Below are 22,647 nucleotides of genomic sequence, written 5' to 3'. Positions count from 1 at the left end.
TCTGTAGTTCACCGCACTCGAATTCAGAACCATTCTGCTTGGATTACGAACAAAACCCGCTCTATTAGCATCCAAGTCTAAACCTACCTAACATCCTCAACCCCGCGATCTGTCACTCTTACCCTGAATACCTGTTGTGAAGCCTGCTGTTTATTCGGATCAAATAACAACGGGAAATCAAAAACTGAACTTTGCTCACGTAATTTCTGCAGAAAACATAATCGTTTAACAGGTAAAGGGCATAATTTCAGTGCCTGAGCCACTAAAGTACCTGCTGTAAAACCTTCCAACCCGACATCAGACAAAGGATCAGTGGTCTGTTGAATCATCAATCTTTGATATTCCCGCACTAAAAGCCACTTAGTATCTGTAGGCTTTGGTACCACCATAGTGGCCATCACCTTGTCATCTTTATGCAGTAAGGCACTTAGCTGCTGTAAACCAGCAAAAGATACGGTGGAATATTGAGGTTGGTAACCTTTGCTGCGACCAAAATTGATGGCTTCGGCCAGAGGTTTATAGGTGCCGACCATAAACACTAACTCAACACCGGCTTTTATCAATTCCGACACTCCGGCTTCTATTTCCGTACTATTACGTTGAAAACGCGCAGTGACTACAGGTGATATGCCTTTTAACTGCAGCGCTTTTAGGTAACCTTGTTCAACAGAGGCGCCAAATTCATCGGCTTGCAGTAATAAGCCTACTTTGGTGTCCGGTTTTTGTAGCAGGTAATCCACCTGACTTTGAGTTTCTTCGTCATAACCCGCCCGTAAGTGATAGATAAAACTGTGCTCTGGCTGACGTAATAAAGAGGCGCCGGTAAAAGGCGTTATATAGGGAGTTTGGTAATGCTTCAGCAAAGGTAAGATGGCCGCTGAGGTTGGTGTGCCTACATAAGCAAAGAGGGCTAGTACATTGTTTTCTATTATAAACTGTCTGGTATTCAGCACTGTTAGTTCGGGTTCATACTGATCATCCTTAACAAGTAGCTGCACTTTGGCCCCCTGAACACCTCCCTCTTTGTTCAGCTGGTTAATCGCCAGTTCTACGCCGTTTTTATAGCTTTGACCTATACCGCTGGCATTTCCAGTTAGCGGTACCGACATTCCTAATTGAATAGTTTCTGCTTGTGCAGGTGCAGCAGAAGCGCAGACTAACAACAGCATTGATCGTATAGATGACATGCTTAGTCGTGGCATAGATTGGTACTCTTACAGCTTTCATAGCTCAGTGGAAATTATCGGAGGAAACCTTGTTCTGGCTCATAAATGAAGCAGTTTACAAAGCTCTGGCAGCTTTTGTTTCGCCGCAGACACGGGAATCTGTTGCCAGTCATGCTTTTGCCAAAGCCGTTGTACTAACAGTAGAGCAACTGGATGCTCCACTTTGGCATAATATAAATTAAACCAACACAACAAATGAGTTTCTATCAGCTCAAAAGGACGCAGTTCCGACTGGAATAACTGCAGTTCAGTACTTTGTTGTGGTGTGATTTCTATGGAAGGAGGTTGTGCCCACAATAACGCTAAAGCCGGATCCAGAGAGCGTTGTTTGTCAGCAAGCTGCCAATACAGCTGCCGGGAAAACTGTTGCTGTAAAGCTCTGAATTGCTCACCATACAGCATTAACACAGAGGCTTCGTTGCTGGCTTGTTCGTTTTGATGGCTGAGTTTTACAGGAATAAACCCCGCTTTTTGCCAGAACTTTGCTAAAGCTAAAGTGGCACCAAAACTGGTGCCAATCAGATACTGTTGGCCCAGTAAATCCTGCAACATAAAGCTTAATAACTGACTACCAAGTCCCTGACTTTGTACTAACGGGTGCACCACAATACGCTGAATTCTCGCCATTTTTTGCTCTGCCAATTGTGGCTGCAGGCAATGAAAAGCTAAGCTTTGGGCCAATAAATGCCCTTGGACTCTGCGTTTGCCATGTGATACCCCAACAGTAAGTTTTGCATCCAGCTCACCTTCAAAACTGATTAAAGCACAGGCAATCACCTGCTGATCTTGCTCCAGTGTATACAACTTCAGTGTCGGGTTATCCAATAAAGCCCAAAGGTCCATCACATCGGTTTGATAATGCGCCAGACTGAGTAAACTAAAGACTTGTTGGAGTTTTTGCGGTTGCAACCGTAAGTCTTTTACTTGATAGCCGGTAAGTTGTGGTTGCTGAATTTCAGTGATTACAGTATCGGCTTGTTCTAATAAAAAACCTTTAAAAATCAGCTGCTCCAGCGGGTCATTTGCCTGATAGCGTATCGGTTGATGCAGATGTAGTTTCTGAAAACCAGGGCAATGCTGCTGTAAATAACTTTGAAAGCGTAACTGAAAACCGCGGCCTGTACCTTCGTAGCCATGTTCTGTCGTAGCGAAAACTAAACGGCTATACAGATCAGTTAGTTGCTGTAATTGAGGGGTTGGAATAGCCGCAGCTTCATCGACCAGAATCACAGTGTTCTGCTGCTTTTCTGCCAGTAAGGCATCGACAGGTACAAAACGAATGGCGCCGTTTAGCAGCTGATTTTGGCCCTGTTGATACGACTGATTTAACAGATCCGCAGCGATAAAAAATGCGGTTTGCACAGCAACAGGGGAAGGGCCTGTCAGCAGAATATCGGTTTTACCTTGTTGCACTAATTGAGCCGCAGCTAAACCCAAAGCACTGGATTTACCACGACCACGGTGAGCCGTCAGTACTAAAGGGCGACGTCTGTGACCTGTGACTACCTTATGAATAGCGGCCACTGCCTGTTGTTGTTCAGCAGTGCGATAAGGCAGTTCAGCTTGTGGTGAGGCGATAACTTCAGGTAATAGCGGAATTACAGCAGAGTTGCCTTCGATAAGCTTCACCCTACGCTGTTCTGACAATTGCTCTAACCAGAAATCTTTAAATAAGCCTGTATAAGTTGCCGCATCCAACGGATAAGGTAATACTCTTTTGGCGGCTGGGTTAGGCAGCTGTCGCCACAAATCCGGCTCGTTGGTGACAAATAACCAAAGTCCACCCGCTTTTAAGCAACCACTGCTGGCTGCTACTAAATCCCAGTCGACAGCATAGCGTGCATCCACCACCAGCAGATCACATTCTGTACCCAGCCATTGCTGCTTTTGTTTGGCTGACAACAGCGTAAAACCTGCAGGGGCTTGCTGGCCTAACCAATAACTAACAGCTTCAGGCTCTAAAGCACTAAGTTGCTGCTGTGTATAAAGCTCTGAACCTGCTAACCAGATCGGTAAACGCCAGCGAAGCTTTTGATAAGAGCTTTGTTGCTGATGGATGAGCTGCAGCAGGTGTGTCATGGCTTAAACAGGTTCTAACCTGGCATAAGCTGTCACCAGCCATTTACTGCCCAGTTCGTCAAAGTTCACCTGAATACGGGATTGTGGCCCTGTGCCTTCATAATTCAGTACTGTACCTTCACCAAACTTATCGTGTAAAACACGTTGGCCCAGTTTAAAACCGGTATTTTCAAAGGCGCTGTGGCTTGCGGCGCTACCAAAACGGTTCATTTGGGTCGGTTTACTGACATTAGTGGTCAGGCGAATTTCTTCTAAACAGTCGGCCGGAATTTCACGGATAAAACGTGACGGCCTGTTGTACTGCTCCTGACCATATAAACGGCGGCTTTCTGCATGAGTTAAATACAACTTCTGCATAGCCCGGGTCATGCCGACATAACATAAACGGCGCTCTTCTTCCAAACGCTCGCTGTCATCACCACTTTGTTGGCTTGGAAACATGCCTTCCTCCAGGCCGCAGATAAACACCAGCGGGAATTCCAAACCTTTGGCGCTGTGTAAAGTCATCAGCTGCACTGCGTCTGAATGTTCTTCAGCCTGATATTCACCAGCCTCCAAAGCAGCCTGAGATAAAAAGGCGGACAGTGGTGTCATCTCTTCGGTATTGACATAAGTGGCGTTGGCGCAAGCGTTGACCAGTTCGTTTAAGTTTTCCACCCTGGTCTGAGCTTTTTCGCCTTTTTCGGCCAGGTACATCGCCATCAGACCTGATAGTTGAATCACATGATCAGCCTGCTCATCCAGACTTAAATCTTTGCTGTCGGCTTCGAGCTGATCGATCATCTGCACAAAGGTACTGATGGCATTAGCGGCGCGGCCAGTCAGTTGTTTATTGGCCAGCATTTGCTGCAGGCTTTGCCACAAGGTCACTTGCAGAGAACGGGCATTTTCCCGCACTTTGTCCATAGTGGTATCGCCAATACCACGCACTGGGGTATTGATAATACGTTCCAGTGCGGCGTCATCTTGTCTGTTATTAATCAGACGCAGATAAGCCAGCGCATCTTTAATTTCCTGACGTTCGTAGAAACGTAAGCCGCCGTAGATACGGTAGTTAATACCGTCCTGAATTAAGGCTTCTTCCAACACCCGCGACTGGGCGTTATTGCGATACAATACTGCGGCTTCAATCAGCTTGCCGCCCTCACGTTTCCACTCCCGAATCCGGCCGACAATAAAACGTGCTTCGTCCAGCTCGTTAAAAGCTGTATAGAGCGAAATAGCTTCGCCTTGCTCGCCGTCGGTCCACAGGTCTTTACCCAAACGGTCACTATTGTGCGAAATCACGCAGTTCGCCGCTTTTAAAATAGTGCCAGTGGAGCGATAGTTTTGCTCAAGGCGGATAGTGACAGGATCAGGATAGTCTTTTAAAAACTGCTGAATGTTTTCCACTTTAGCGCCGCGCCAGCCGTAGATGGACTGGTCATCGTCACCTACTATCATCACTTTACTTTCAGTGCCAGCCAGTAAACGTAACCATTCATATTGGATAGAGTTGGTATCCTGGAACTCGTCGACCAGAATATGGCGGAAACGCTGCTGATAATGAGCACGAATTTGTGGTTGTTGTTTAATCAGCTCGAAACTGCGCAGTAAAATTTCGGCAAAGTCGACTAAACCCGAGCGGTCACACATTTCCTGATAAGCTGCGTAAATTTTGATCATGGTTTGCAGGCTGAAATCGCCATGCGCATCCATAGTACCTGGGCGCTGACCTTCGTCTTTACGGGCGTTGATAAACCATTGAATTTGTTTAGGTGGCCAGTGTTTTTCGTCTAAATTCAACGCTTTGAGGACCCGACGCACTAAACGATATTGATCGTCCGAGTCGATGATCTGAAAACCCTGAGGTAAACCTGCTTCCAGATAATGGGCCCGCAACATGCGGTGCGACAAGCCGTGGAACGTACCCATCCACAGATTATTTAAACTGACGCCTATGGTCTGTTCGATACGGTTACGCATTTCCTGTGAGGCTTTATTGGTAAAAGTCACAGCCAATAAACTATAAGGCGCAACTCGTTCCACCTGCATTAGCCAGGCTAAGCGATGCACCAGTACCCGGGTTTTGCCCGAGCCGGCACCGGCTAATACCAGCATATGTTGAGGAGGAGCGGCTACCGCATCACGTTGTTTATCGTTTAAGCCATCCAGTAAAGAAGAGACATCCATTAGCAGTAAGTACCTTTCACAAAATTTGCGCCATTATATACCCTTCTGCCTTGTCACCCCAGCTTTGAAGAGTGCATTGCGGCTTAAAGCAAAGCCTGTAACTGCTCTAACGAATCAATTTGCAGATGAGGTAATACCGCAGTATGAAAATGGGCTTCATGCCTCAACCACACCGCCTGACAACCGGCATTCAGTGCACCCCGTACATCGGCTTTGCTGTTATCGCCTATATGCAGCAGTTCATGGGGCTCAATAGCCAGTTGCTGACAGGCTTTATAAAACATATCAGGGTAGGGCTTCATTTTTCCGCTGGGGCCTGCATGATAGGCGTACATGAAATACTGACTAATGCGCAGCAAGGTTAAATCGGCATTGCCGTTGGTAATAGCCACCAATGGGTAACGCTCTGCTAAAGCTTTGAGCAACTGGTGGCTGGAGTCCGGCACTGTTAAATTACTGCGGGCGGTATAAAAAGCACTAAAAGCCAGTTCGGCAATTTCACCTGCTTCACAGCGACCCATACCCAGTTCCGTTAAGCCTTGTTCTACCGATAACAAGCGCCAGCGGCTGACATCGTGGCGCACTTCCGGGTTAAGTTGTGCTAGTTCTTTACGTTTTAACCACCAGAATTCAGGGTCAATCAGCCCAAGCTTCGGTGCCAATTGCAGTAATTTCTGCTGCATGGCCAGTTCAGCCTGCTCAATCACAGGGCCGTTGTTATACAGCGTATCGTCCAAATCAAAAGAGATAGCTTTAAAAGGCAAAAGGGCTTTGTAAACACGCATAAGGCTTAGAGTCCTGCTCAGAATGGGCTTAGTTTATCCGCAATCCTTTGTGCTGTATCTACCAAAACATCAAAGCAGGCGAAGTCGATTTAAAGCCCAGGCTTGTTTAACTGTTGCCGCAACTGCACTAGCTCTTGCTTGAGCGCCTGAATTTCAGAGTCCGCCATGCCAGACTTTAAACTGATATGACGGTTTACCTGCACTTTTTCGGCCGCTGTGGCACGCATAGCCCAGCCGGACTGGGTTAAACGTATTTGCAGTGCGCGCTCGTTCTGTGGATTACGACTGCGTTGCAGTAAACCCATTTTTTCCATACGTTTTAGCACTGGAGTGAGAGCTCCGGATGCTATCTGTAGTTGTTCGCCAATTTGCTGTAATTCCAGCGCGTCGTTTTGCCACAAAATCAGCATCACCAAATACTGAGGGTAGGTCAGGCCCAATTGTTCCAGCAACGGCTTATAGACTTTGGTCATCGCCAATGAGGTGGAATAAAGGGCAAAACAAAGTTGCTGATCCAGATGCAATAAAGCCTCTTCGGGGATTCGCTCTTTGTTGTTGGTTAAAGAAGTCATAAAACACTCCGCATGAAAGTCTGTTCGGTTTAAAAGAAAACTACCTGTACTTCCTTGTGGAACCGGGTTTTGCCGTGATAAAAAAAGCCTCCCGCAGGAGGCTTTGGGTTCAGTAACTTTTAGTTCAGGTGTTTTTTCAGCGCCTGACCGGCTTGGTCCATAGCAGCTTGTGTACCTGGTACATCGGCCAGCACGTTCAGTAAACCGAAGTCGTGGATCATGCCGTTGTAGCGCACTGAAGTCACAGTTACACCAGCAGCATCCAGTTTGTTGGCATAAGCTTCACCTTCGTCACGCAGTACATCTAAAGCTGCGGTTTGTACCAGCGCTGGTGGTAAACCTTTTAACTGCTCTATGCTGGCACGCAGTGGTGAGGCATAAATCTCGTTACGCTCAGCAGGGTTAGTGGTGTAGTTATCCCAGAACCACTGCATCATGTTTTTGGTCAGGAAGTAGCCGTCTGCAAACTGGTTGTACGACGTATTCTCAAAGTTCGCGTCAGTCACAGGCCATAACAGCAATTGGAATTTCAGTGCTGGTGTACCCGCTTCTTTGGCTTTTAAGGCTACAACTGCCGCCATATTGCCACCGACACTGTTACCGGCAACCGCTAAACGTGAGCTGTCGATGTTCAGCTCTTTGCCATGTTCCGCCACCCATTTGGTTGCTGCATAAGCCTGATTAATAGCCGTTGGGTATTTGGCTTCCGGTGATGGTGTGTAATCCACATAAACTGCAGCTGCACCAGAGCGGCTGACTAAATCACGGATTAAACGCTCGTGGGTTGGGAAATCACCTAATACCCAGCCACCACCGTGGAAGAACATAAAGGCAGGTAATACGCCTTTGCTGCCTGCAGGACGAACCACCACCAGTTTTAATGGCTTGCCATCGATAGTGATGGTTTTTTCACTGACATCAGCAGCGGGCAATTTGGCACCGGCCTGAGCGCCAGTTAATACAGCGCGGGCATCTTTAGGCGACAGTTGCTCTAAAGGTTTACCACCACCCTGAGCCAGAGCATTTAAAAAGCCCTGAGTTTGTTGTTCGACACCTGGACCACCAGCGGCGAATGCACTGTTGATACCTAAAGCAATGACTGTTAAACCTACAATTTTACGAAATGTGTTCATGTTAATCTCCTCGCCGCAGCGGTTATTGGGTGGCGATAACAGGATGCTTATCCATCTAACTGTTATCGCGATATGTTGATAATTAAAAAAATTTAGTTTCTTTGGTTGAGTGTTGTGCTGTTAGCTAACAATCACTAAACGCACATCAATATTGCCGCGTGTTGCGTTGGAGTAAGGGCACACCTGGTGAGCTTTAGTCACTAAGTCCTGTGCTACTTCCAAGCTCACACCTGGCAGGCTGATTTGCAGTTCGATATCCAGACCAAAACCACCTGGGATTTGACCAATACCTACTTCAGCTGTGATTTTTGCATCGTTACCAATCAGCACTTTTTGTTGTGAAGCGACATATTTAATGGCGCCTAAGAAACAAGCTGAGTAACCGGCAGCAAATAATTGCTCAGGGTTAGTGGCTGCACCACCAGCGCCACCTAATTCTTTAGGAGTGCTTAATTTCACATCCAATACGCCGTCTGAAGACACTGAACGACCGTCACGACCTGAAGTTGAAGTTGCTACTGCTTTATAAAGTACTTGCATGATGTATTCCTCTGTTAAGTTTATTTGCTTGCGACATGTATTATCGCGATAACTGTGTGATTTAAAAAAATGGGTGAACTCACCCGGTTTTACTTCGTTTACTGCCAGTCCTTAGGACCGAATCTGTACTCTTTACGAACTCTTCTACGCTCTTCTCTACATTCTTTACTAGGTTCTGTATCCGGTCGTTTTATTGCTGTTGAACCAGCTGTTCGACCCGACTTGTGATTATATTATTGCGATAACTATTATTTCGCAAGTTTAATTTTCAATTATTTTGAAAATGTTTATTAAGTATTTGATTTATATTTGTTTTTATTTTTATCTTCTGTGGTGTAACAACAATAACTTAGGTTCAGGTACTGGTTTTCTCTCTTCAAGCAAGCTGGCTGAACCAGAATACGGGGCTTAGCCGCTGTTTTTATGAACAATGCGTGGTACATAATATTTTTTGTTGCAAAAAAGATAACAAATAAGCACTATCTTTAGTTCATCAATCAAGGAGATCATCGATGAACTTAAAGTTATTAAGCTGCGCCAGTGTATTGTTATGTAGTTTTGTCAGTCTGGCTGAACCAGCCAAGCCTGAAACCGTAGCACTACTTCTGAAAGTTACGGATGCTGCCGCTACACTAGATTATGCTTATGCGCAGTTAGATCAGATGAGCGAACAAATGGTTCGTGCTCAACTCAAAGATGGAAAGGACGATCCTTTGGTGCAGAAGCACTTGCGGGAACTGAACCAGTTGATTCGCTCTGAGTTATCCTGGCAACAGTTAGAGCAGCCTATGAGCGCGCTTTATGCCAGTGTTTTTACTGAAGACGAGTTACAAGGCATTATCGCTTTTTATCAATCACCAGCAGGCCAGAAGATGGTCAAGCGTCAGCCGGAATTGATTCAGGCCAGCATGGCAATGATGCAGGAACAGTCGATGCAGTTAATGCCCAAAATTAAGCAATTGGTAGAGAAACAGAGTCAGGAAAGGATGGAGCAAAGTCAAAAGAACTAATTCTTTCCTTATTACGGGGTGTTTATCACCCCTTCTTCTTCGCCCTAGGATGTGCATTATCATAGACTTTAGCGAGCTGTTGGAAATCCAGGTGGGTGTAAACCTGGGTGGTATTGAGGTTGGCGTGGCCCAGTAGTTCCTGCACGGCGCGCAGGTCTGAGCTGGATTCGAGCATATGAGTGGCGAAGGAGTGGCGTAGCATATGAGGGTGTAAATGCTGGGCTAAGCCCTGACGTTCCGACCAGAGTTTGACGCGTTGTTGTACTTGCCTGTTGCTGATGCGGTTTTTTTGTTTGCTTAAAAACAACGCCTCTGGATCTGTACCAACGTAAGCACTTCGTACTTTCAGCCAGTCTTTAATAGCGGCGACAGCCATACGGCCTATAGGTAGAACCCGTTGTTTATTGCCTTTGCCGCGCACTCGTATTAAGGCTTCGGACCAATCAATATCCTGCAGGTTGGCGCTGACCAGTTCGTCCAGTCGTAAACCCGATGAGTAAAATAACTCCAGAATAGCTTTGTCACGGCAGGCGAGGGCATCTTCGCTGGTGTCAAAATCAAGAAGATGATTGACCTGATCCACATCGAGGTTTTTGGGTAAAGGCTTGTCGAATTTGGGCACCTGTAAATACGACGCCGGATTTTCTTTTAGTTTGCCTTGTTGCACCAGATAACGGTAAAAGCTGCGTAACGAAGCCACCCTGAGCGCTAAACTGCGGGCTTTCAGGCTTTTTCGGCACGACGAGATATGCAGTTGCAGCTGAGTTTCTGTAAGCTCGACCCAATGGTTTGCTTGTTCTGCCACCTGACTGGCAACAGCAGAAAGCTGCAATTGATAGCTACTTAGCGTTTTGTCGCTGTAACCCCGTTCATGCTTTAAGTAAGCCAGGAAAGCCGACAAGTCGGCTTGCCAATGATCCAGTTCAGCAGGTAGTGCCATTTAAATAGCGGCTGGTAAAACGGCTAACACCAGCTTTGCCAGATGGTCCAAAAATAAGGTATCCATGCCTGGCTGGAAATGCTCGTCTGAGTCACTGCCAAAGGCCAGCAGGAACTGTTGGTCTTCCGATAGCTTTAACAGCTGCAAGGAGACGGAGTGAATATGAGGTTCAAACAGCGCTGACATTTCGTCGCGGTTCATCCGGCCAAAATAATAAGTTTTGCCACTTAAACGGCGCTGCAAGATCAGCTGTAACTGCGCGACCTGATCGGTTTTCTGCTGCAAATCGACTAACACACAACTTTGTACATGCGGCATTTGGGCGGTAAAAGCCTGAAGTGCTTCTAACAATGCAGTTTGATCGGCGGCTTTTAATAACTGTAAGTGCAGATCGTTCAGTGCATAAAAAATCTGCTCGTTCTGGCGGGCTATTCCCATCAGGCGAGTGATGTCGTCTTCTAAAGAGCGGATTTTTTCGCGCTGCAATTCCAGCTGACGTTCTACTAAAGACACCACACCCCGTTGCTGGTGCGGTAAACGTAATCGGCTTACCAGCTCTGGATGTTCAAGAAAAAATTCAGGGTGATCATACAGATAATCAACAATCAGGCTGGCTTCAGCCAGTTCAGGGTTCACCAGTGCTGTATCGAGAGGAAGGTCGCTCATAAGAATAATTGTCCATCAAAAACATGTTCGGCTGGCCCCGTCATTTTGACGGGTTGGCCAGGCCCTTGCCAGCGGATCTGCAAAGAGCCGCCTGGTAAATCTACCCTTACCTGGGTTTGTAATTTTTTCTGCATCTGACCAATGACTGCAGCAGCGCAAGCGCCTGTACCACAAGCCAGAGTTTCACCTGCGCCACGTTCCCATACCCTTAATTTGACATGAGAAGGCGACAGCACCTGCATAAAACCTATATTGGCGCGCTCAGGGAAGCGTTCGTGATTTTCAAAAACCGGCCCCCACTGATGCACCGGGGCCGTCTGAATATCATCGACCAGTATCACCGCATGCGGGTTGCCCATAGACACCACACCACATAAAGTTGTTGCGTCTTCACTGTGCAAAATATAGTTCAGCTCTTGCTTCTGTGCTTTAAAAGGCACTTTGGCTGGATCAAACTGCGGCACGCCCATATTGACCGTGACCTGACCATCCTGCTCTATATACAAAGTGATTTTGCCGGATTTAGTGCTGACCGCAATTTTGTATTTATTGGTCAGACCTTTATGCCGGACAAACTTAGCAAAACAGCGCGCACCATTGCCGCATTGTTCTACTTCAGAACCGTCGGCGTTAAAGATGCGGTAATGAAAATCCAGATCCGGATCGTAAGGTGGTTCCACCATCAGCAACTGGTCAAAACCCACACCAAAGTTGCGGTCGGCCAGCTTTTTGATTTGTTCTTTGGTTAAAAACACATTTTGGCTGACGGCGTCTATCACCATAAAGTCATTGCCCAAACCGTGCATTTTTGAGAAATGCACTAAGGTTTGGTTGTTCCGATCTTTAAATTTATTATCTGGGATCATTCAGGGTACCAACTGTTCACCGCGCCACAGGTCCTGCCATTGTTCACGCTGGCGGACTAAATAGCTACGGTCACCATCCACCAGCACTTCTGCGGCTCTGGGTCTGCTGTTGTAGTTGGAACTCATGGTAAAACCATAAGCGCCTGCTGAGCGCACCACCAGTAAATCACCTGGTTCTACTGCTAAAGCGCGGTCTTTACCGAGGAAATCACCGGTTTCACAGACCGGACCTACCACATCATAAGTCACAGCTGGAATTTCAGGTTTTTGCTGCACCGCAATAATAGATTGCCATGCACTGTAAAGTGCCGGGCGAATTAAGTCGTTCATAGCGGCATCAACAATAGCAAAATGCTTTTCCTGACCTGGCTTTAAATATTCCACTTTGGTCAGCAATACACCGGCGTTGGCCATAATGGCGCGGCCCGGTTCAAAAATCAGTGACAGCTGTGGATATGCCGCCAGTTTTTCTACCACTTTGGCAGCGTATTCAGCAGGATGTGGTGGGGTTTCGCCATCGTAAGGCACACCTAAACCGCCACCAATATCGATATGAGTGAGGTTGATACCCACTGCAGCCAATTTGTCTATCAATGCCAGTAACTTATCTAAGGCATCTAAAAACGGCTGGGTTTCGGTCAGTTGTGAACCGATATGACAATCCACACCACAAACTTTTAAATGCGAAGCGGCATCGGCTTGCTGGTACATGGCTAGCGCGTCGTTAATGTCGATACCAAACTTATTGGCTTTTAAACCGGTAGAAATATAAGGATGGGTTTTGGCGTCTATATCCGGGTTCACCCGAATAGAAATTGGCGCAATGATATTCAGGCGGCTGGCCACTTGCTGGATGCGTTCCAGCTCTGGAATAGATTCGACGTTAAAACACTTAATGCCGGTTTGCAGTGCAAACTCAATTTCAGTGACCGACTTACCTACACCAGAAAACACCACTTTTTTTGCATCGCCACCGGCTTGCAATACGCGGCGTAATTCACCTTCAGAAACTATATCAAAACCACTGCCAAGGCGGGCCAAAAGGTTTAGCAGCGCTATATTGCTGTTGGCTTTGACGGCGTAACAAACTAATAAGTCACGGCTGGGTGCAGCTTCAGCAAAAGCTTTGTAATGGCGCTCTATGGTCGCACGGGAATAGACATAAGTGGGCGTGCCAAATTCTGCGGCAATATCGGCTAACGCAACGCCTTCGGCAAACAAGTTCTGATTCTGATAATTAAAGTAATCCACTACTGTTCCTTTGAAACTACTGGCTGATCGGCTGGCGCAGGTTGTTCTGCCGGCGCTTTATTGGGTTGTGGGGTTTGAGGCAATGTTAAAGGACCTTTTTGGCCACAGGCCAGTAACCATTGGCTGAGCAACAGGATGCACACCAGTCTTTGTCGCTTTGTATTCATGGTTTTTATTTCATTAATTATTTTGCGCTCTATAATCGCATCCTTAACAGCAAAAGCAAACAGGTGAAACCGATGAATGACGTAGAATATGACGAACTGACCGATCAGGTGCTGCTTGCGGTGGAAGATGCGATAGAAGCATTGGACCTGGATCTGGATTATGAGTCGCACGGTGGCTTGTTAAGTATCAGCTTTGTCGATGGCAGTAAGGTGATTATTAATAAGCAACCTCCACTGCATCAACTGTGGGTCGCGACTAAATTTAATGGCCACCATTTTGAATTAAAAGACGGTGTCTGGATTGATAACAGAACAGGTGCTGAGTTCTGGGCATTAATTTCCGATGCCTTTAGTAAACAGTCTGGCCAAAACGTAGTACTTGCCGATAACTCATGAGTGATGCGGTCAGTAAACAAAATAAATAGAGAAATACAATGGCGTTACTTCCTTTTGTCGATGTAAAACCTGCAGCTCAGGCCGATGCCGCTGTCGTCTGGTTACATGGTTTAGGCGATTCGGGTGATGGTTTTGCCCCTATAGTGCCGGAATTACGTTTGCCAAAAAGCTCTGGCATCCGGTTTTTATTCCCTCATGCGCCTGTGCGTCCTATCACTATCAACGGTGGTATGCAGATGCGCGGCTGGTACGATATTAAAACCTGGGATTTAAACGACAGAGCAGACGAAACCGGAGTGCGTGAATCGGCCACTGCCGTCACAGCCTTACTGGACAAACTGATTGAGCAGGGCATTCCGGCCAATCGTATTCTGTTGGCGGGTTTTAGTCAGGGTGGCGTGATCGCCTTACACTTGCTGCCTCGTTTGCCTTATAAATTGGCCGGTGTGATGGCGCTTTCTACTTATATGGCTGTACCGGGCAAATTAAAAGAAGAAATGACAGGCGCTAACAAAAGCACTGCTGTGCTGGTGAATCATGGCACTCACGATGAAGTGGTGCCCTACAGCGCAGGTCAGGCTGCTTTTAATGCGCTGAAATTTGCAGGTTTTACGGTGAATTGGGCCGAGTACCGTATGGGCCATAGTGTGTGCCCACAACAAATTGCCGATATCAGTCGTTTTATTCAGCAGCAATTACCAGCACTTTAAAAATGGAATAGTGGAAGTGACAACAGCACAGGAAAAACTGGTGGTTCGGGTAAGTCTGGGCGCTGCGGCTGCAGCCTCTGGCGATTTGCCAGAACCAACAACAGAGCAACACTGGCATTGGCGGCGTATTGCCGGTGCCGTATTGACACTTTGTGCTGCTGCTCTGCTGCTGTATGGCTGGCTAAATGTTGAATCACCTGATGCCGTGATTAGTCCTGTGGCTGAAACAGCTCCTACTGTAATTACCGCTGAATCTATTGAGGCCGTCACACCTGAGCTGGTGCTGGAAGCCGTGCAGCAAAACCCTGAGCCACAACCTGATAAAACAGCAGGCACTGAAATTGCGGCGACAGAAGTTGTAAAGCCTGTGGAAGTTCCGGTGTTACCCAACGCCACTGTGACACCACAGCCCGTTGTTGCTGAACCCGCTTTAGTTGCAGAAACCCAGGCAGAAGCAGGTGCACCATTATTTAGCGCAGACACTGGGGTATTAAGGCTGGCCTTGTTGACCAACGAAACGCCTTCAGCCAAAGCCCGCAGCCTGGGTGAACAGATTGACGCAGCCGCAATACCACAGCTTGCGTTGTATTCTGAGGTCAAAGGTTTAAATGGTCAGAACATAGAACATCGCTGGTATTACGAAGGCAAACTGATGACCCGGATTAAACTGCCGGTCAAACTGGATTACTGGCGTACCTACAGCAGAAAAGAATTCGACGCGGGGCAAAAAGGCGAATGGCGGGTCGAAATCCTTGATCCACAACAAAATCTGCTGTTCAGTCATCATTTTCATTATCAATAATATCCCCTTCGTACTTGAAGCCGCAGCTTTGTTGTCTGCGTGCTTTCGCCCCAGTCACATAGGACAACTATGCTCCTGGGGCCTCAATCACTTGTCGTCGCGCTGCAACTCCAATTACTTTGGGTATATACCCTGATTACTTGCTGCGGCTTCGCCTGCCACTTTGCTTACTTTGGGTATATACTAAGCGGCATTTTCAGGCAGACCAGCCTCTATCATCGTTTCGCTGCTGCTGTTTTCCGTTGTTTTAAGGAGTACCTATGAACCTTGTCCGCATTGCTACCCGTAAAAGTGCTTTAGCTTTATGGCAAGCCAATTTTGTTAAAGCCGAACTGGAAGCTGCCCACCCGGGTTTACAGGTTGAGCTGGTGCCTATGTCGACTCAGGGCGATAAAATTCTGGATACTCCTTTAGCCAAAATCGGCGGTAAAGGTTTGTTTGTTAAAGAGCTGGAAACCGCCATGCTGGAAGGTCGTGCTGATATAGCAGTCCACAGCATGAAAGATGTACCGGTCGATTTTCCTGAAGGCTTGATGCTGCATACCATTTGCCAGCGTGAAGACCCACGTGATGCTTTTGTCTCCAACAGCTATCAACAGCTGGCTGATTTACCCCAAGGTGCTGTAGTCGGAACCTCCAGTTTACGTCGCCAGTGCCAAATCAAAGCCATGCGACCAGATTTACAGATCAAAGACTTACGTGGCAACGTTAACACCCGTCTGGCCAAACTGGATGCAGGTGAGTTTGACGCCATTATTCTGGCTTCGGCTGGTTTAATACGTTTAGGTTTTGAAGCCCGTATTGCCAGCTTTCTGGAGGTTGGCACCAGTTTGCCGGCCAATGGTCAGGGTGCTGTAGGTATTGAATGCCGTAGTGATGATCTGGTAGTTCAACAGTTGTTAGCTCCGCTGGAACATCAGGAAACCCGCATTTGTGTATTGGCCGAACGGGCGATGAACCGTAAGCTGCAGGGTGGTTGTCAGGTGCCTATTGGTGCTTTTGCCGTACTTCAGCAGAATGAACTTTGGCTGCGTGGTTTGGTCGGACAGTTGGATGGTTCTGAAATTTTACGTTCAGAAATCAAAGGGGAAGCGACTCAAGCTGAGCAGTTGGGGACTCAACTGGCTGAACAATTACTGGCGTTAGGCGCAGATCGCATTTTAGATGCGGTCTACCGTCAGGCCTGATTGGCGTGTCTGCCCCGTTACTTGATCCACTAAGCCCGGTACTGATCACCAGACCAGCGGGCAAGGCGGATCAGTTGCTGGCCAGTTTGGATGAGCTGGCCATTCCGTATTTGTATCAACCTTTGATCACCACCCAATTAGTGCCGTTAAAAGCCAAAGCCGGCACTATGCTGGAACAGGCCGATCAGGTGATTTTTGTTAGCGTCAGCGCGGTCAGCTGTTTGCAGCAACAATACGATTGCAAAAAAATCACTGCGCCTTTAGTGGCCGTTGGAACTACGACTGCCACAGTGCTGGAAAAATGCAGTGGCCGCGAAGTGCTGGTGCCGCAGGATCAGCGTAGTGAAGGGTTGTTGGCTTTACCGCAGCTACAGGATGTAGCTGACAAACACATTGTGATAGTAAGGGGCAACGCGGGCCGCGAGCTGATTAAAAAAGGCTTACAACAGCGGGGCGCTCATATTCATTATGTGCAAAGTTATCGCAGAGTGCCTTTACCTTTAGATGGACAAAGCTTGTCAGACCAGTGGCATCAGCAACATATTCAATGTATTGTGGTCACCAGTAACGAAATTTTACAGCTTATTTTTGAGTTATTGCCAAAAGAGCAACATAGCTGGTTACAGCAACAGTTATGGATAATGGTCAGCCCGCGGATGAAAGAAGCCGCTATAGAACTTGGGATCGACGGATCCCGTATTTATTTGTCAGCCAGTGCCAATGATCAGGCGTTACTGGAGGCTATTTGCCAGTTAAGAGGAACTTGTCATGACTGATACGCCGGTGGCTGTTACCGCCTCTGAATCTCCACTCTCCCAAGGTCCGGCTAAACCTGATCCGGTTAAAAAAGACCCGATTAAAAATGCTCCGGTACCAGCAGCTAAAACAGGCCGTGCTGTTGCATGGTTTTCTTTAGTATTGAATTTGATTTTGGTCGCTGCCATTGCCGCAGCGATTTGGTGGTTATGGCCGCAGTGGACTGCTTTGCAGCAACAGCAGCGAGTATTGCAACAGCAGCAACTGCAACAAACTGAACAAGGCAAACAGCAACATCAGCAACTGACCGATCAATTACAGCAGCAACTGGCATTAGTTGTTGACCAGCAAAAACAACAAGGCGCTTTGGATCAGCAGCAACAACAAGCTCTGCTGCAACTGCAACTGGAAAGTAAAAAACAGTTGAGCAACGGCCGTACCTGGCAGTTATGGCAAATTCAGCAGCTGTTGCAACTGGCCGGACAAAAAATCTGGTTAGAGCAAGACATGCCAGCGGCCTTACGTTTATTGCAAGGCGCTGAACAGCAGCTGGCCTTATTGCAGGACAACAGCATGCAGCCGTTACGTCAGGCAATTCAGACTGATTTAGCTGAACTGCAAAAAAACACCTTGCCTGATGTCGCCAAAATTCAACTGGGTTTAACCAGCCTGCGTAAAGCTGCGAATGATTTACCGCTACGTCAAAGTGAGCGTGAACTGGATGATGCAGCGCCTGTAGTTGCCAGTAGCTCTGACTGGCAATCCACCTTACTTCAGCACTGGAATTCATTCTGGAGTTCGTTAGTGCATGTGCGTCCAACTCAGCCGGAAGATTTGTCTGTGTTATCTGCAGGCGAGCAACTGAGTTTGCGTAACACCTTACAGCAACAGCTGTTGCTGGCTGAACTGGCGGCAATGAAGTATCAGAACGAGTTGTATCAGGCTGCATTACAGCAGGCGATGGATACCTTACAGCGTTATTTTGCTGCTGTTGATCCAAAAGTCAAAGCTGCATCAGAGCAATTAGTCCAACTGGCTGCTTTGCCTGTGGCTTTTCCAGCGCCTGCCGCTTTGCAATCCAGCGCTGTGCTTGATCAGGTCATGCGTCAAAGCATGGTGGAGAGTATGGTGGAGAGCAAGCCATGATCCGGTTGCTAATAGTGGTTTTGCTGCTGGCTGCTGCCATGTGGCTGGGGCCATGGCTGACGCAGAATCCGGGTTATCTGATGCTGGTGCTGGGTCCATGGACAATCGAAATGACGCTGGTGGGTTTTGCCATCATTTTATTGTTAAGCCTGAGTTTGTTATGGCTGACGTTACGAATTTTGCGGCCGTTTTTGGGTTTTCGTAACTGGACTCTCAATCCATTTCGTGGCCGTCAGCAGCGCAAAGCCCGTTTGGCTTTTGAACAAGCCGCTTTGGCCTTGGCTGCAGGTCGTTTTCAGGATGCTGAACAGTATTTTGACCGCTCTGACGCTATGCCAGAATTTACTATGTTACGCCAAAGTATGGCCTGCTATGCCGCTTTGCAGGCCGGACATGCCACTAAAGCTATGCAATTGGCTGAACAGCTGGATGCAACCCAGGCTCAGAGTTGTTATGTCAAAGCAGATTTATTGCTGCGCCAGAATCAGGCCAAAGCTGCGCTGGAGTTATTGCAACCTCATATGCTGTTGCCTGCAGATGCGCCTTTATTAGCGCCTTTGTATTTCCAGGCGCTTTTAGCCGCCGGTCATAATATTGAGGTTTTCCATACGGTACTGAAAGCCATAGAGCAAAAGTGGTTTACCAAAGTGCAATGGCAAGCGCAGCGTTATCAGATTTATCCGCAGGCCATCCGTAATCTGGCGGCCCAGGGCGTGTTTGATGAAAGCAGTGATTATTGGCTGGCTTTGCCGTCGAAAGAACGTAAGTCTATGGCTGCTGTATTGGGTCGGGTCTGGGCGAAAGTCAAAGCAGGTCAGGTAGAGCAGGCTGAAAAGCTGCTGGTTGATAACTTAGCGTACAGTGACTTGCCTTTGGCATGGCCAGTGTTGAAACAAATTCCGTTAAAGCGCCATGTGGTATTGCTGCGTAAACAGCTGCAGCACTGGTTACGGGATCACAAAGAAGATGCAGTACTGTATGCGACTCTCGCTTACTGTGCAGAGCAAGATGGCGAACCTATGCAGGCCGAAATGGCTTGGCAAAAAGCCCTTCAGTATCAGCCAGGTCTGAAAATTTAATTTATGTCGTCTGAGTTATTAACGGGCCTGGCACCAATTATTGGAACCAGGCCTCGTCTCCTGTTGCTCGGCAGTATGCCTGGCGCAGCCTCTCTGCTTGAGCAACGTTATTACGCCCATCCACGCAATTTATTCTGGCCTTTTATGCAGCAGCTGTTTGGTATTCCGGTTGAGCTTGGGTATCAGCAGCGTTGTCAGTTGCTAACCGAACAAGGCGTAGCACTGTGGGATGTCATCGCACACTGTGAGCGGCCGGGCAGTCTGGATAGTGCCATTAAAAAAAGCACTGTGATTTGTAATGCGATACCGCAATTGCTTGAAGCACAACCGCAGATCCTAAAGGTGTGTTTTAACGGCGCCAAAGCAGCAGAAGAGTTTAAGCGTCATCTGCTGCCATTGCTGAAACACCGCACTGACATCGAGTATCTTCAACTACCTTCCAGCAGCCCTGCCCATGCCAGCCAAAGCAAAGAGCAGAAGCTGGCGTTATGGGCTAATGCTTTAGGCTAATTTACTGCCATCGGGTACTTCTTGTTCAGGTATAGCCAATACCACAGCGCCATCGGGTCGGTAAAACCCCGTGATCAGGCATTCAGAGCGAAAAGGTCCTATTTGTTTAGGCGGGAAGTTCACCACACCAATGACCTGTTTACCTAACAATTGCTCTTTGCTGTATAGCGTTGTGATTTGAGCACTGGATTGCTTCACGCCGATGTCAGCACCAAAATCTACTTTTAACTTATAAGCCGCTTTGCGGGCTTCCGGAAAATCCGCGACTTCAATGACAGTACCCACTCTGAGTTCAACTACACCAAAGTCTTCCCAGCTAATTAATTCCATACCAACCACTCTTTTGTTTAACAAGTACTTAGCTTTACATAGCAGCACTTTTATTGTCATGAGTTTTGCGGTTAAGCGCCCGAAAGCTAAAAGCAATTTAGCAGTAGTTCACTATTTCGCCTTGACAGAAAAAGCAAATGCATAAATATTAAATGACATCGCTTATTTAGTTTTGACCCTTTATGACTTCAATTCACGCCTGCTCAGTAACATTTGCCCGGACAGCAGCTCCGGCAAATTTGCATGCGTGCTCCACTGATTACCACTTATCCGAGTGGTTCGACGAATAAATACCCGCAACTAATCTGACCGAATTTTATATGCAGCTTTTCGGCTGCCTGTAAAACCATGGCCTTTTGGCCGTTTTAAATCATAAAAAGAAGCAGGAAAATAAAAATGAAAGCACCTCTCTTAGGCGTGTTGGCGCTGCTATTTAGCAGCCACAGCTTCGCTTGTTTGCAACAAGAAAGTGAAAGTAATAATACCGAAGGCACGGCTGATGGCGCCTTGTGTAGTGGCACAGCGGTAGCGGCCAGCATAGGCAGTAGTTCAGACCAGGATTGGTATTATTTTGATACCACAGCAACAGGAGATATCAGTGTCAGTTTAAGTCATGGCTCAGGCAAAGACTTTGATTGGTATCTGTATCGCAGCTCTGGTAGTTATATTATGTCGGGACAAAGTAGTGCCAACCCGGAGAGTGGCACTTATACCGCATCACCTGCAGGGCGCCATTACATTAAAGTCACACGATACAGTGGTACTGGTACTTATCAGTTGAACGCAAACTTTGTTGGTAACACAGGGGGCGGAGGTGGCGAAAATCCACCTCCAACAGGAGGCTGTAACTATGGGGCACGACCGTCAAAACCAAGCAATTTAACCAGCTATATCACAGGCTCTGGCACTGATACCTGTGTCACTTTATCTAATCCTGCCTTGTTGTTAATGGGGGGCGGTACTGATGTGGATAATGCCTTTAGCTTAAGAGTTGGGCCACATATTCAAGGCGGTAATATAGTCGTACTGCGGACTTCTGGAACTAATGCTTACAACACTTATTTGCAAGGCTTAACCAATGCCGCTTCTGTCGAAACCATCATTGTTGATACTGTGACTAAAGCCAATACAGATTATGTCGACTGGGCTATCCGCTCTGCTGAGTTTGTCTGGTTGGCTGGTGGTGATCAGTCGGCTTATCTGAATGCCTGGAAAGGTACTAAGGTGCAAGCTGCTATTCAGCACGTGTATGACAAAGGCGGTGTAGTAGGTGGCACTTCGGCTGGTGATCATGTGTTGAGTCAGCATATTTATGATCCGGATGGTGTAGCTGGTGCTATCAGTGCTGAAGCTGTGACGGACTTTTGTCATGAAACCATCAATATCAGTACGGGCTTCCTGAATTTCCCTGCGCTGCAAGGAGTGATCAACGATACCCACTTCCGTCAGCGTGACCGGATGGGACGCTCTATGGTGTTTCAGGCTAAAGTCGGCGCAGCCAGTCGTGTAGTGGCTATATCAGAAGCGACGTCTTTGTTTGTGAACAGTGCCGGTCAAGGCATAGTGGATGGGACTAACGAAGTCTATATCCTGAAATCTGATGCCCAGACTCAGTACGTCCAAACCAGCTGTGGTTTGCCTGTGAAGGTGAATAACTTGCTGCGTTACAAACTGGTGAGCGGCGATCAGTACAATCTGATCAATAACAGCACGTCTATAGTGCCAACCCGCATCAGTCTGGATGGCAGTAAAGCAAGCTTCTATACACCAACCAGCCCGTATTAGTATGGATAGCAGTAAAGAGAGTTTCTATACATGCAGCAGCCCGTATTAACAGGCAGAGGTTGATGTAATCAAAGAAAGCCAAAGGACTGGCTTTCTCTTTTTTGCTTTAACTGGCGGTCTGGTTGGCCAGACGTGGCTCAAGACGCTGCTTTAAATCCCCTTCAATCACCACAGCCCGACCGGTTTGTTTATCCAGGCAGACAAAAGTGATATTGGCGTCAGCTACTAAGGTATCCGTACCTTCCAGCCAGATTTTCTGATGAATGATGGAGCTTTTGGTGTTGATGACGCTGAATTCGGTATCAATACGCAGTTGCTGGCCCATGGTAGCCTGAGCTCTGTAGTTAATATTGATATTGACGATCACCCAGGCCAGACCCAGCTGTTCGAAATGCTCTATATCGCCATGTTGTTCCAGATACCCCCAGCGGGCTTCTTCCAGAAACTCCAAATAGCGGGCGTTATTGACGTGTTGGTAGCCGTCCAGGTGATAACCCCGGACTTTGATAAAAGTGTGATGTAACATAAAACTCTCTGGT

General features: G+C 47.4%; 24 protein-coding genes. 10 read left to right on the top strand and 14 right to left on the bottom strand.

Annotated features, from left to right (window positions below):
• Positions 1-83: 83 nt before the first annotated feature.
• The 7 genes from LSG34_RS19505 to LSG34_RS19475 form a co-directional block, all read right to left on the bottom strand.
• On the bottom strand, positions 84-1,187 hold the full coding sequence (locus tag LSG34_RS19505) for an ABC transporter substrate-binding protein (protein ID WP_233010988.1): 1,104 nt from the start codon (positions 1,185-1,187) through the stop codon (positions 84-86).
• A gap of 78 nt (positions 1,188-1,265) precedes the next feature.
• On the bottom strand, positions 1,266-3,305 hold the full coding sequence (locus LSG34_RS19500; protein ID WP_233010987.1) for a GNAT family N-acetyltransferase: 2,040 nt from the start codon (positions 3,303-3,305) through the stop codon (positions 1,266-1,268).
• 3 nt (positions 3,306-3,308) lie between these two features.
• Positions 3,309-5,477 carry a DNA helicase II gene (gene uvrD, locus LSG34_RS19495; RefSeq protein ID WP_233010986.1) on the bottom strand — a complete coding sequence of 723 codons (2,169 nt, stop codon included), beginning with the start codon at positions 5,475-5,477 and terminating at the stop codon, positions 3,309-3,311.
• 83 nt (positions 5,478-5,560) lie between these two features.
• A complete protein-coding gene (locus tag LSG34_RS19490) occupies positions 5,561-6,262 on the bottom strand; it encodes an HAD-IA family hydrolase (protein WP_233010985.1) in 702 nt (233 codons plus the stop codon).
• Positions 6,263-6,351: 89 nt separating this feature from the next.
• Positions 6,352-6,834, bottom strand: coding sequence for a MarR family winged helix-turn-helix transcriptional regulator (locus tag LSG34_RS19485; RefSeq protein ID WP_233010984.1), 483 nt, complete (start codon positions 6,832-6,834; stop codon positions 6,352-6,354).
• Between the two features lie 119 nt (positions 6,835-6,953).
• Positions 6,954-7,967, bottom strand: a complete 1,014-nt coding sequence (locus LSG34_RS19480; RefSeq protein ID WP_233010983.1) for an alpha/beta hydrolase — start codon at positions 7,965-7,967, stop codon at positions 6,954-6,956.
• A 120-nt stretch (positions 7,968-8,087) separates the two neighbouring features.
• A complete protein-coding gene (locus LSG34_RS19475; protein ID WP_233010982.1) occupies positions 8,088-8,507 on the bottom strand; it encodes an organic hydroperoxide resistance protein in 420 nt (139 codons plus the stop codon).
• 512 nt (positions 8,508-9,019) lie between these two features.
• Between LSG34_RS19475 and LSG34_RS19470 the strand changes: the two genes are divergently transcribed.
• Positions 9,020-9,517 carry a DUF2059 domain-containing protein gene (locus LSG34_RS19470; protein WP_233010981.1) on the top strand — a complete coding sequence of 166 codons (498 nt, stop codon included), beginning with the start codon at positions 9,020-9,022 and terminating at the stop codon, positions 9,515-9,517.
• Positions 9,518-9,542: 25 nt separating this feature from the next.
• On the opposite strand, the gene xerC is transcribed toward LSG34_RS19470, so the two are convergent.
• Genes xerC through lptM form a run of 5 tightly spaced genes read right to left on the bottom strand, consistent with a single transcriptional unit; the run spans position 9,543 to position 13,407 of the window.
• Entirely contained in the window at positions 9,543-10,457 is a 915-nt protein-coding gene (gene xerC, locus LSG34_RS19465) for a tyrosine recombinase XerC (protein WP_233010979.1), read from the bottom strand.
• Positions 10,458-11,123, bottom strand: coding sequence for a DUF484 family protein (locus LSG34_RS19460; protein WP_233010977.1), 666 nt, complete (start codon positions 11,121-11,123; stop codon positions 10,458-10,460). It lies immediately after the preceding gene.
• On the bottom strand, positions 11,120-11,989 hold the full coding sequence (dapF, locus tag LSG34_RS19455; RefSeq protein ID WP_269822977.1) for a diaminopimelate epimerase: 870 nt from the start codon (positions 11,987-11,989) through the stop codon (positions 11,120-11,122). Before dapF ends, LSG34_RS19460 begins: the two co-directional genes overlap by 4 nt.
• Positions 11,990-13,240: a diaminopimelate decarboxylase gene (gene lysA / locus LSG34_RS19450; protein ID WP_233010975.1), complete on the bottom strand. Its 1,251-nt coding sequence runs from the start codon at positions 13,238-13,240 to the stop codon at positions 11,990-11,992. It abuts the gene before it with no gap.
• On the bottom strand, positions 13,240-13,407 hold the full coding sequence (gene lptM / locus LSG34_RS19445; RefSeq protein WP_145987571.1) for an LPS translocon maturation chaperone LptM: 168 nt from the start codon (positions 13,405-13,407) through the stop codon (positions 13,240-13,242). Before lptM ends, lysA begins: the two co-directional genes overlap by 1 nt.
• Positions 13,408-13,479: 72 nt before the next feature.
• Here lptM and cyaY point away from each other — a divergent pair, with 72 nt between their 5' ends.
• The 8 genes from cyaY to LSG34_RS19405 all read left to right on the top strand — a co-directional run bounded on the left by cyaY (position 13,480) and on the right by LSG34_RS19405 (position 19,993).
• Positions 13,480-13,803: an iron donor protein CyaY gene (gene cyaY, locus LSG34_RS19440; protein ID WP_233010973.1), complete on the top strand. Its 324-nt coding sequence runs from the start codon at positions 13,480-13,482 to the stop codon at positions 13,801-13,803.
• Positions 13,804-13,841: 38 nt separating this feature from the next.
• Entirely contained in the window at positions 13,842-14,513 is a 672-nt protein-coding gene (locus LSG34_RS19435; RefSeq protein ID WP_233010971.1) for an alpha/beta hydrolase, read from the top strand.
• A gap of 16 nt (positions 14,514-14,529) precedes the next feature.
• Entirely contained in the window at positions 14,530-15,315 is a 786-nt protein-coding gene (locus LSG34_RS20885; RefSeq protein ID WP_233010969.1) for a DUF2914 domain-containing protein, read from the top strand.
• A 260-nt stretch (positions 15,316-15,575) separates the two neighbouring features.
• The gene (gene hemC, locus LSG34_RS19425) at positions 15,576-16,502 is read left to right on the top strand and encodes a hydroxymethylbilane synthase (protein WP_233010967.1); all 927 of its coding nucleotides are present in this window, start codon (positions 15,576-15,578) and stop codon (positions 16,500-16,502) included.
• A gap of 5 nt (positions 16,503-16,507) precedes the next feature.
• Complete coding sequence (locus LSG34_RS19420; protein ID WP_233010965.1) at positions 16,508-17,278, top strand: uroporphyrinogen-III synthase; 771 nt, start codon at positions 16,508-16,510, stop codon at positions 17,276-17,278.
• Positions 17,271-18,404 (top strand): uroporphyrinogen-III C-methyltransferase, encoded by a 1,134-nt coding sequence (locus tag LSG34_RS19415; RefSeq protein WP_233010963.1) that lies wholly within the window; start codon positions 17,271-17,273, stop codon positions 18,402-18,404. Before LSG34_RS19420 ends, LSG34_RS19415 begins: the two co-directional genes overlap by 8 nt.
• Positions 18,401-19,483, top strand: coding sequence for a heme biosynthesis HemY N-terminal domain-containing protein (locus LSG34_RS19410; RefSeq protein ID WP_233010961.1), 1,083 nt, complete (start codon positions 18,401-18,403; stop codon positions 19,481-19,483). Before LSG34_RS19415 ends, LSG34_RS19410 begins: the two co-directional genes overlap by 4 nt.
• Before the next feature lie 3 nt (positions 19,484-19,486).
• Positions 19,487-19,993: a DNA-deoxyinosine glycosylase gene (locus LSG34_RS19405; protein ID WP_233010959.1), complete on the top strand. Its 507-nt coding sequence runs from the start codon at positions 19,487-19,489 to the stop codon at positions 19,991-19,993.
• On the opposite strand, the gene LSG34_RS19400 is transcribed toward LSG34_RS19405, so the two are convergent.
• Positions 19,985-20,323 (bottom strand): tRNA-binding protein, encoded by a 339-nt coding sequence (locus tag LSG34_RS19400; RefSeq protein ID WP_233010957.1) that lies wholly within the window; start codon positions 20,321-20,323, stop codon positions 19,985-19,987. The genes LSG34_RS19405 and LSG34_RS19400 overlap by 9 nt on opposite strands.
• Positions 20,324-20,719: 396 nt before the next feature.
• Between LSG34_RS19400 and LSG34_RS19395 the strand changes: the two genes are divergently transcribed.
• Positions 20,720-22,108, top strand: a complete 1,389-nt coding sequence (locus LSG34_RS19395) for a pre-peptidase C-terminal domain-containing protein (RefSeq protein ID WP_233010955.1) — start codon at positions 20,720-20,722, stop codon at positions 22,106-22,108.
• A 106-nt stretch (positions 22,109-22,214) separates the two neighbouring features.
• Here the strand turns inward: LSG34_RS19395 and LSG34_RS19390 are convergent, their stop codons facing one another.
• A complete protein-coding gene (locus tag LSG34_RS19390) occupies positions 22,215-22,634 on the bottom strand; it encodes an acyl-CoA thioesterase (protein WP_233010953.1) in 420 nt (139 codons plus the stop codon).
• Between the last annotated feature and the right edge of the window lie 13 nt (positions 22,635-22,647).

Source organism: Rheinheimera faecalis, from assembly GCF_021290965.1.
GTDB lineage: Bacteria > Pseudomonadota > Gammaproteobacteria > Enterobacterales > Alteromonadaceae > Pararheinheimera > Pararheinheimera faecalis.
Note: the sequence above shows the minus strand (reverse complement) of the source record. Positions and strands in the feature narration are given on the sequence as shown.

Coding starts and splice junctions, on each gene's coding strand:
- LSG34_RS19500 (WP_233010987.1), bottom strand. CDS start 3,305: ATGACACACCTGCTGCAGCTCATCCATCAGCAACAAAGCTCTTATCAA.
- LSG34_RS19410 (WP_233010961.1), top strand. CDS start 18,401: ATGATCCGGTTGCTAATAGTGGTTTTGCTGCTGGCTGCTGCCATGTGG.
- lptM (WP_145987571.1), bottom strand. CDS start 13,407: ATGAATACAAAGCGACAAAGACTGGTGTGCATCCTGTTGCTCAGCCAA.
- xerC (WP_233010979.1), bottom strand. CDS start 10,457: ATGGCACTACCTGCTGAACTGGATCATTGGCAAGCCGACTTGTCGGCT.
- LSG34_RS19400 (WP_233010957.1), bottom strand. CDS start 20,323: ATGGAATTAATTAGCTGGGAAGACTTTGGTGTAGTTGAACTCAGAGTG.
- LSG34_RS19390 (WP_233010953.1), bottom strand. CDS start 22,634: ATGTTACATCACACTTTTATCAAAGTCCGGGGTTATCACCTGGACGGC.
- LSG34_RS19460 (WP_233010977.1), bottom strand. CDS start 11,123: ATGAGCGACCTTCCTCTCGATACAGCACTGGTGAACCCTGAACTGGCT.
- dapF (WP_269822977.1), bottom strand. CDS start 11,989: ATGATCCCAGATAATAAATTTAAAGATCGGAACAACCAAACCTTAGTG.
- LSG34_RS19490 (WP_233010985.1), bottom strand. CDS start 6,262: ATGCGTGTTTACAAAGCCCTTTTGCCTTTTAAAGCTATCTCTTTTGAT.
- LSG34_RS19470 (WP_233010981.1), top strand. CDS start 9,020: ATGAACTTAAAGTTATTAAGCTGCGCCAGTGTATTGTTATGTAGTTTT.
- LSG34_RS19395 (WP_233010955.1), top strand. CDS start 20,720: ATGAAAGCACCTCTCTTAGGCGTGTTGGCGCTGCTATTTAGCAGCCAC.
- LSG34_RS19505 (WP_233010988.1), bottom strand. CDS start 1,187: ATGTCATCTATACGATCAATGCTGTTGTTAGTCTGCGCTTCTGCTGCA.
- LSG34_RS19475 (WP_233010982.1), bottom strand. CDS start 8,507: ATGCAAGTACTTTATAAAGCAGTAGCAACTTCAACTTCAGGTCGTGAC.
- LSG34_RS19480 (WP_233010983.1), bottom strand. CDS start 7,967: ATGAACACATTTCGTAAAATTGTAGGTTTAACAGTCATTGCTTTAGGT.
- cyaY (WP_233010973.1), top strand. CDS start 13,480: ATGAATGACGTAGAATATGACGAACTGACCGATCAGGTGCTGCTTGCG.
- LSG34_RS19435 (WP_233010971.1), top strand. CDS start 13,842: ATGGCGTTACTTCCTTTTGTCGATGTAAAACCTGCAGCTCAGGCCGAT.
- hemC (WP_233010967.1), top strand. CDS start 15,576: ATGAACCTTGTCCGCATTGCTACCCGTAAAAGTGCTTTAGCTTTATGG.
- LSG34_RS19485 (WP_233010984.1), bottom strand. CDS start 6,834: ATGACTTCTTTAACCAACAACAAAGAGCGAATCCCCGAAGAGGCTTTA.
- LSG34_RS19405 (WP_233010959.1), top strand. CDS start 19,487: ATGTCGTCTGAGTTATTAACGGGCCTGGCACCAATTATTGGAACCAGG.
- LSG34_RS19415 (WP_233010963.1), top strand. CDS start 17,271: ATGACTGATACGCCGGTGGCTGTTACCGCCTCTGAATCTCCACTCTCC.
- uvrD (WP_233010986.1), bottom strand. CDS start 5,477: ATGGATGTCTCTTCTTTACTGGATGGCTTAAACGATAAACAACGTGAT.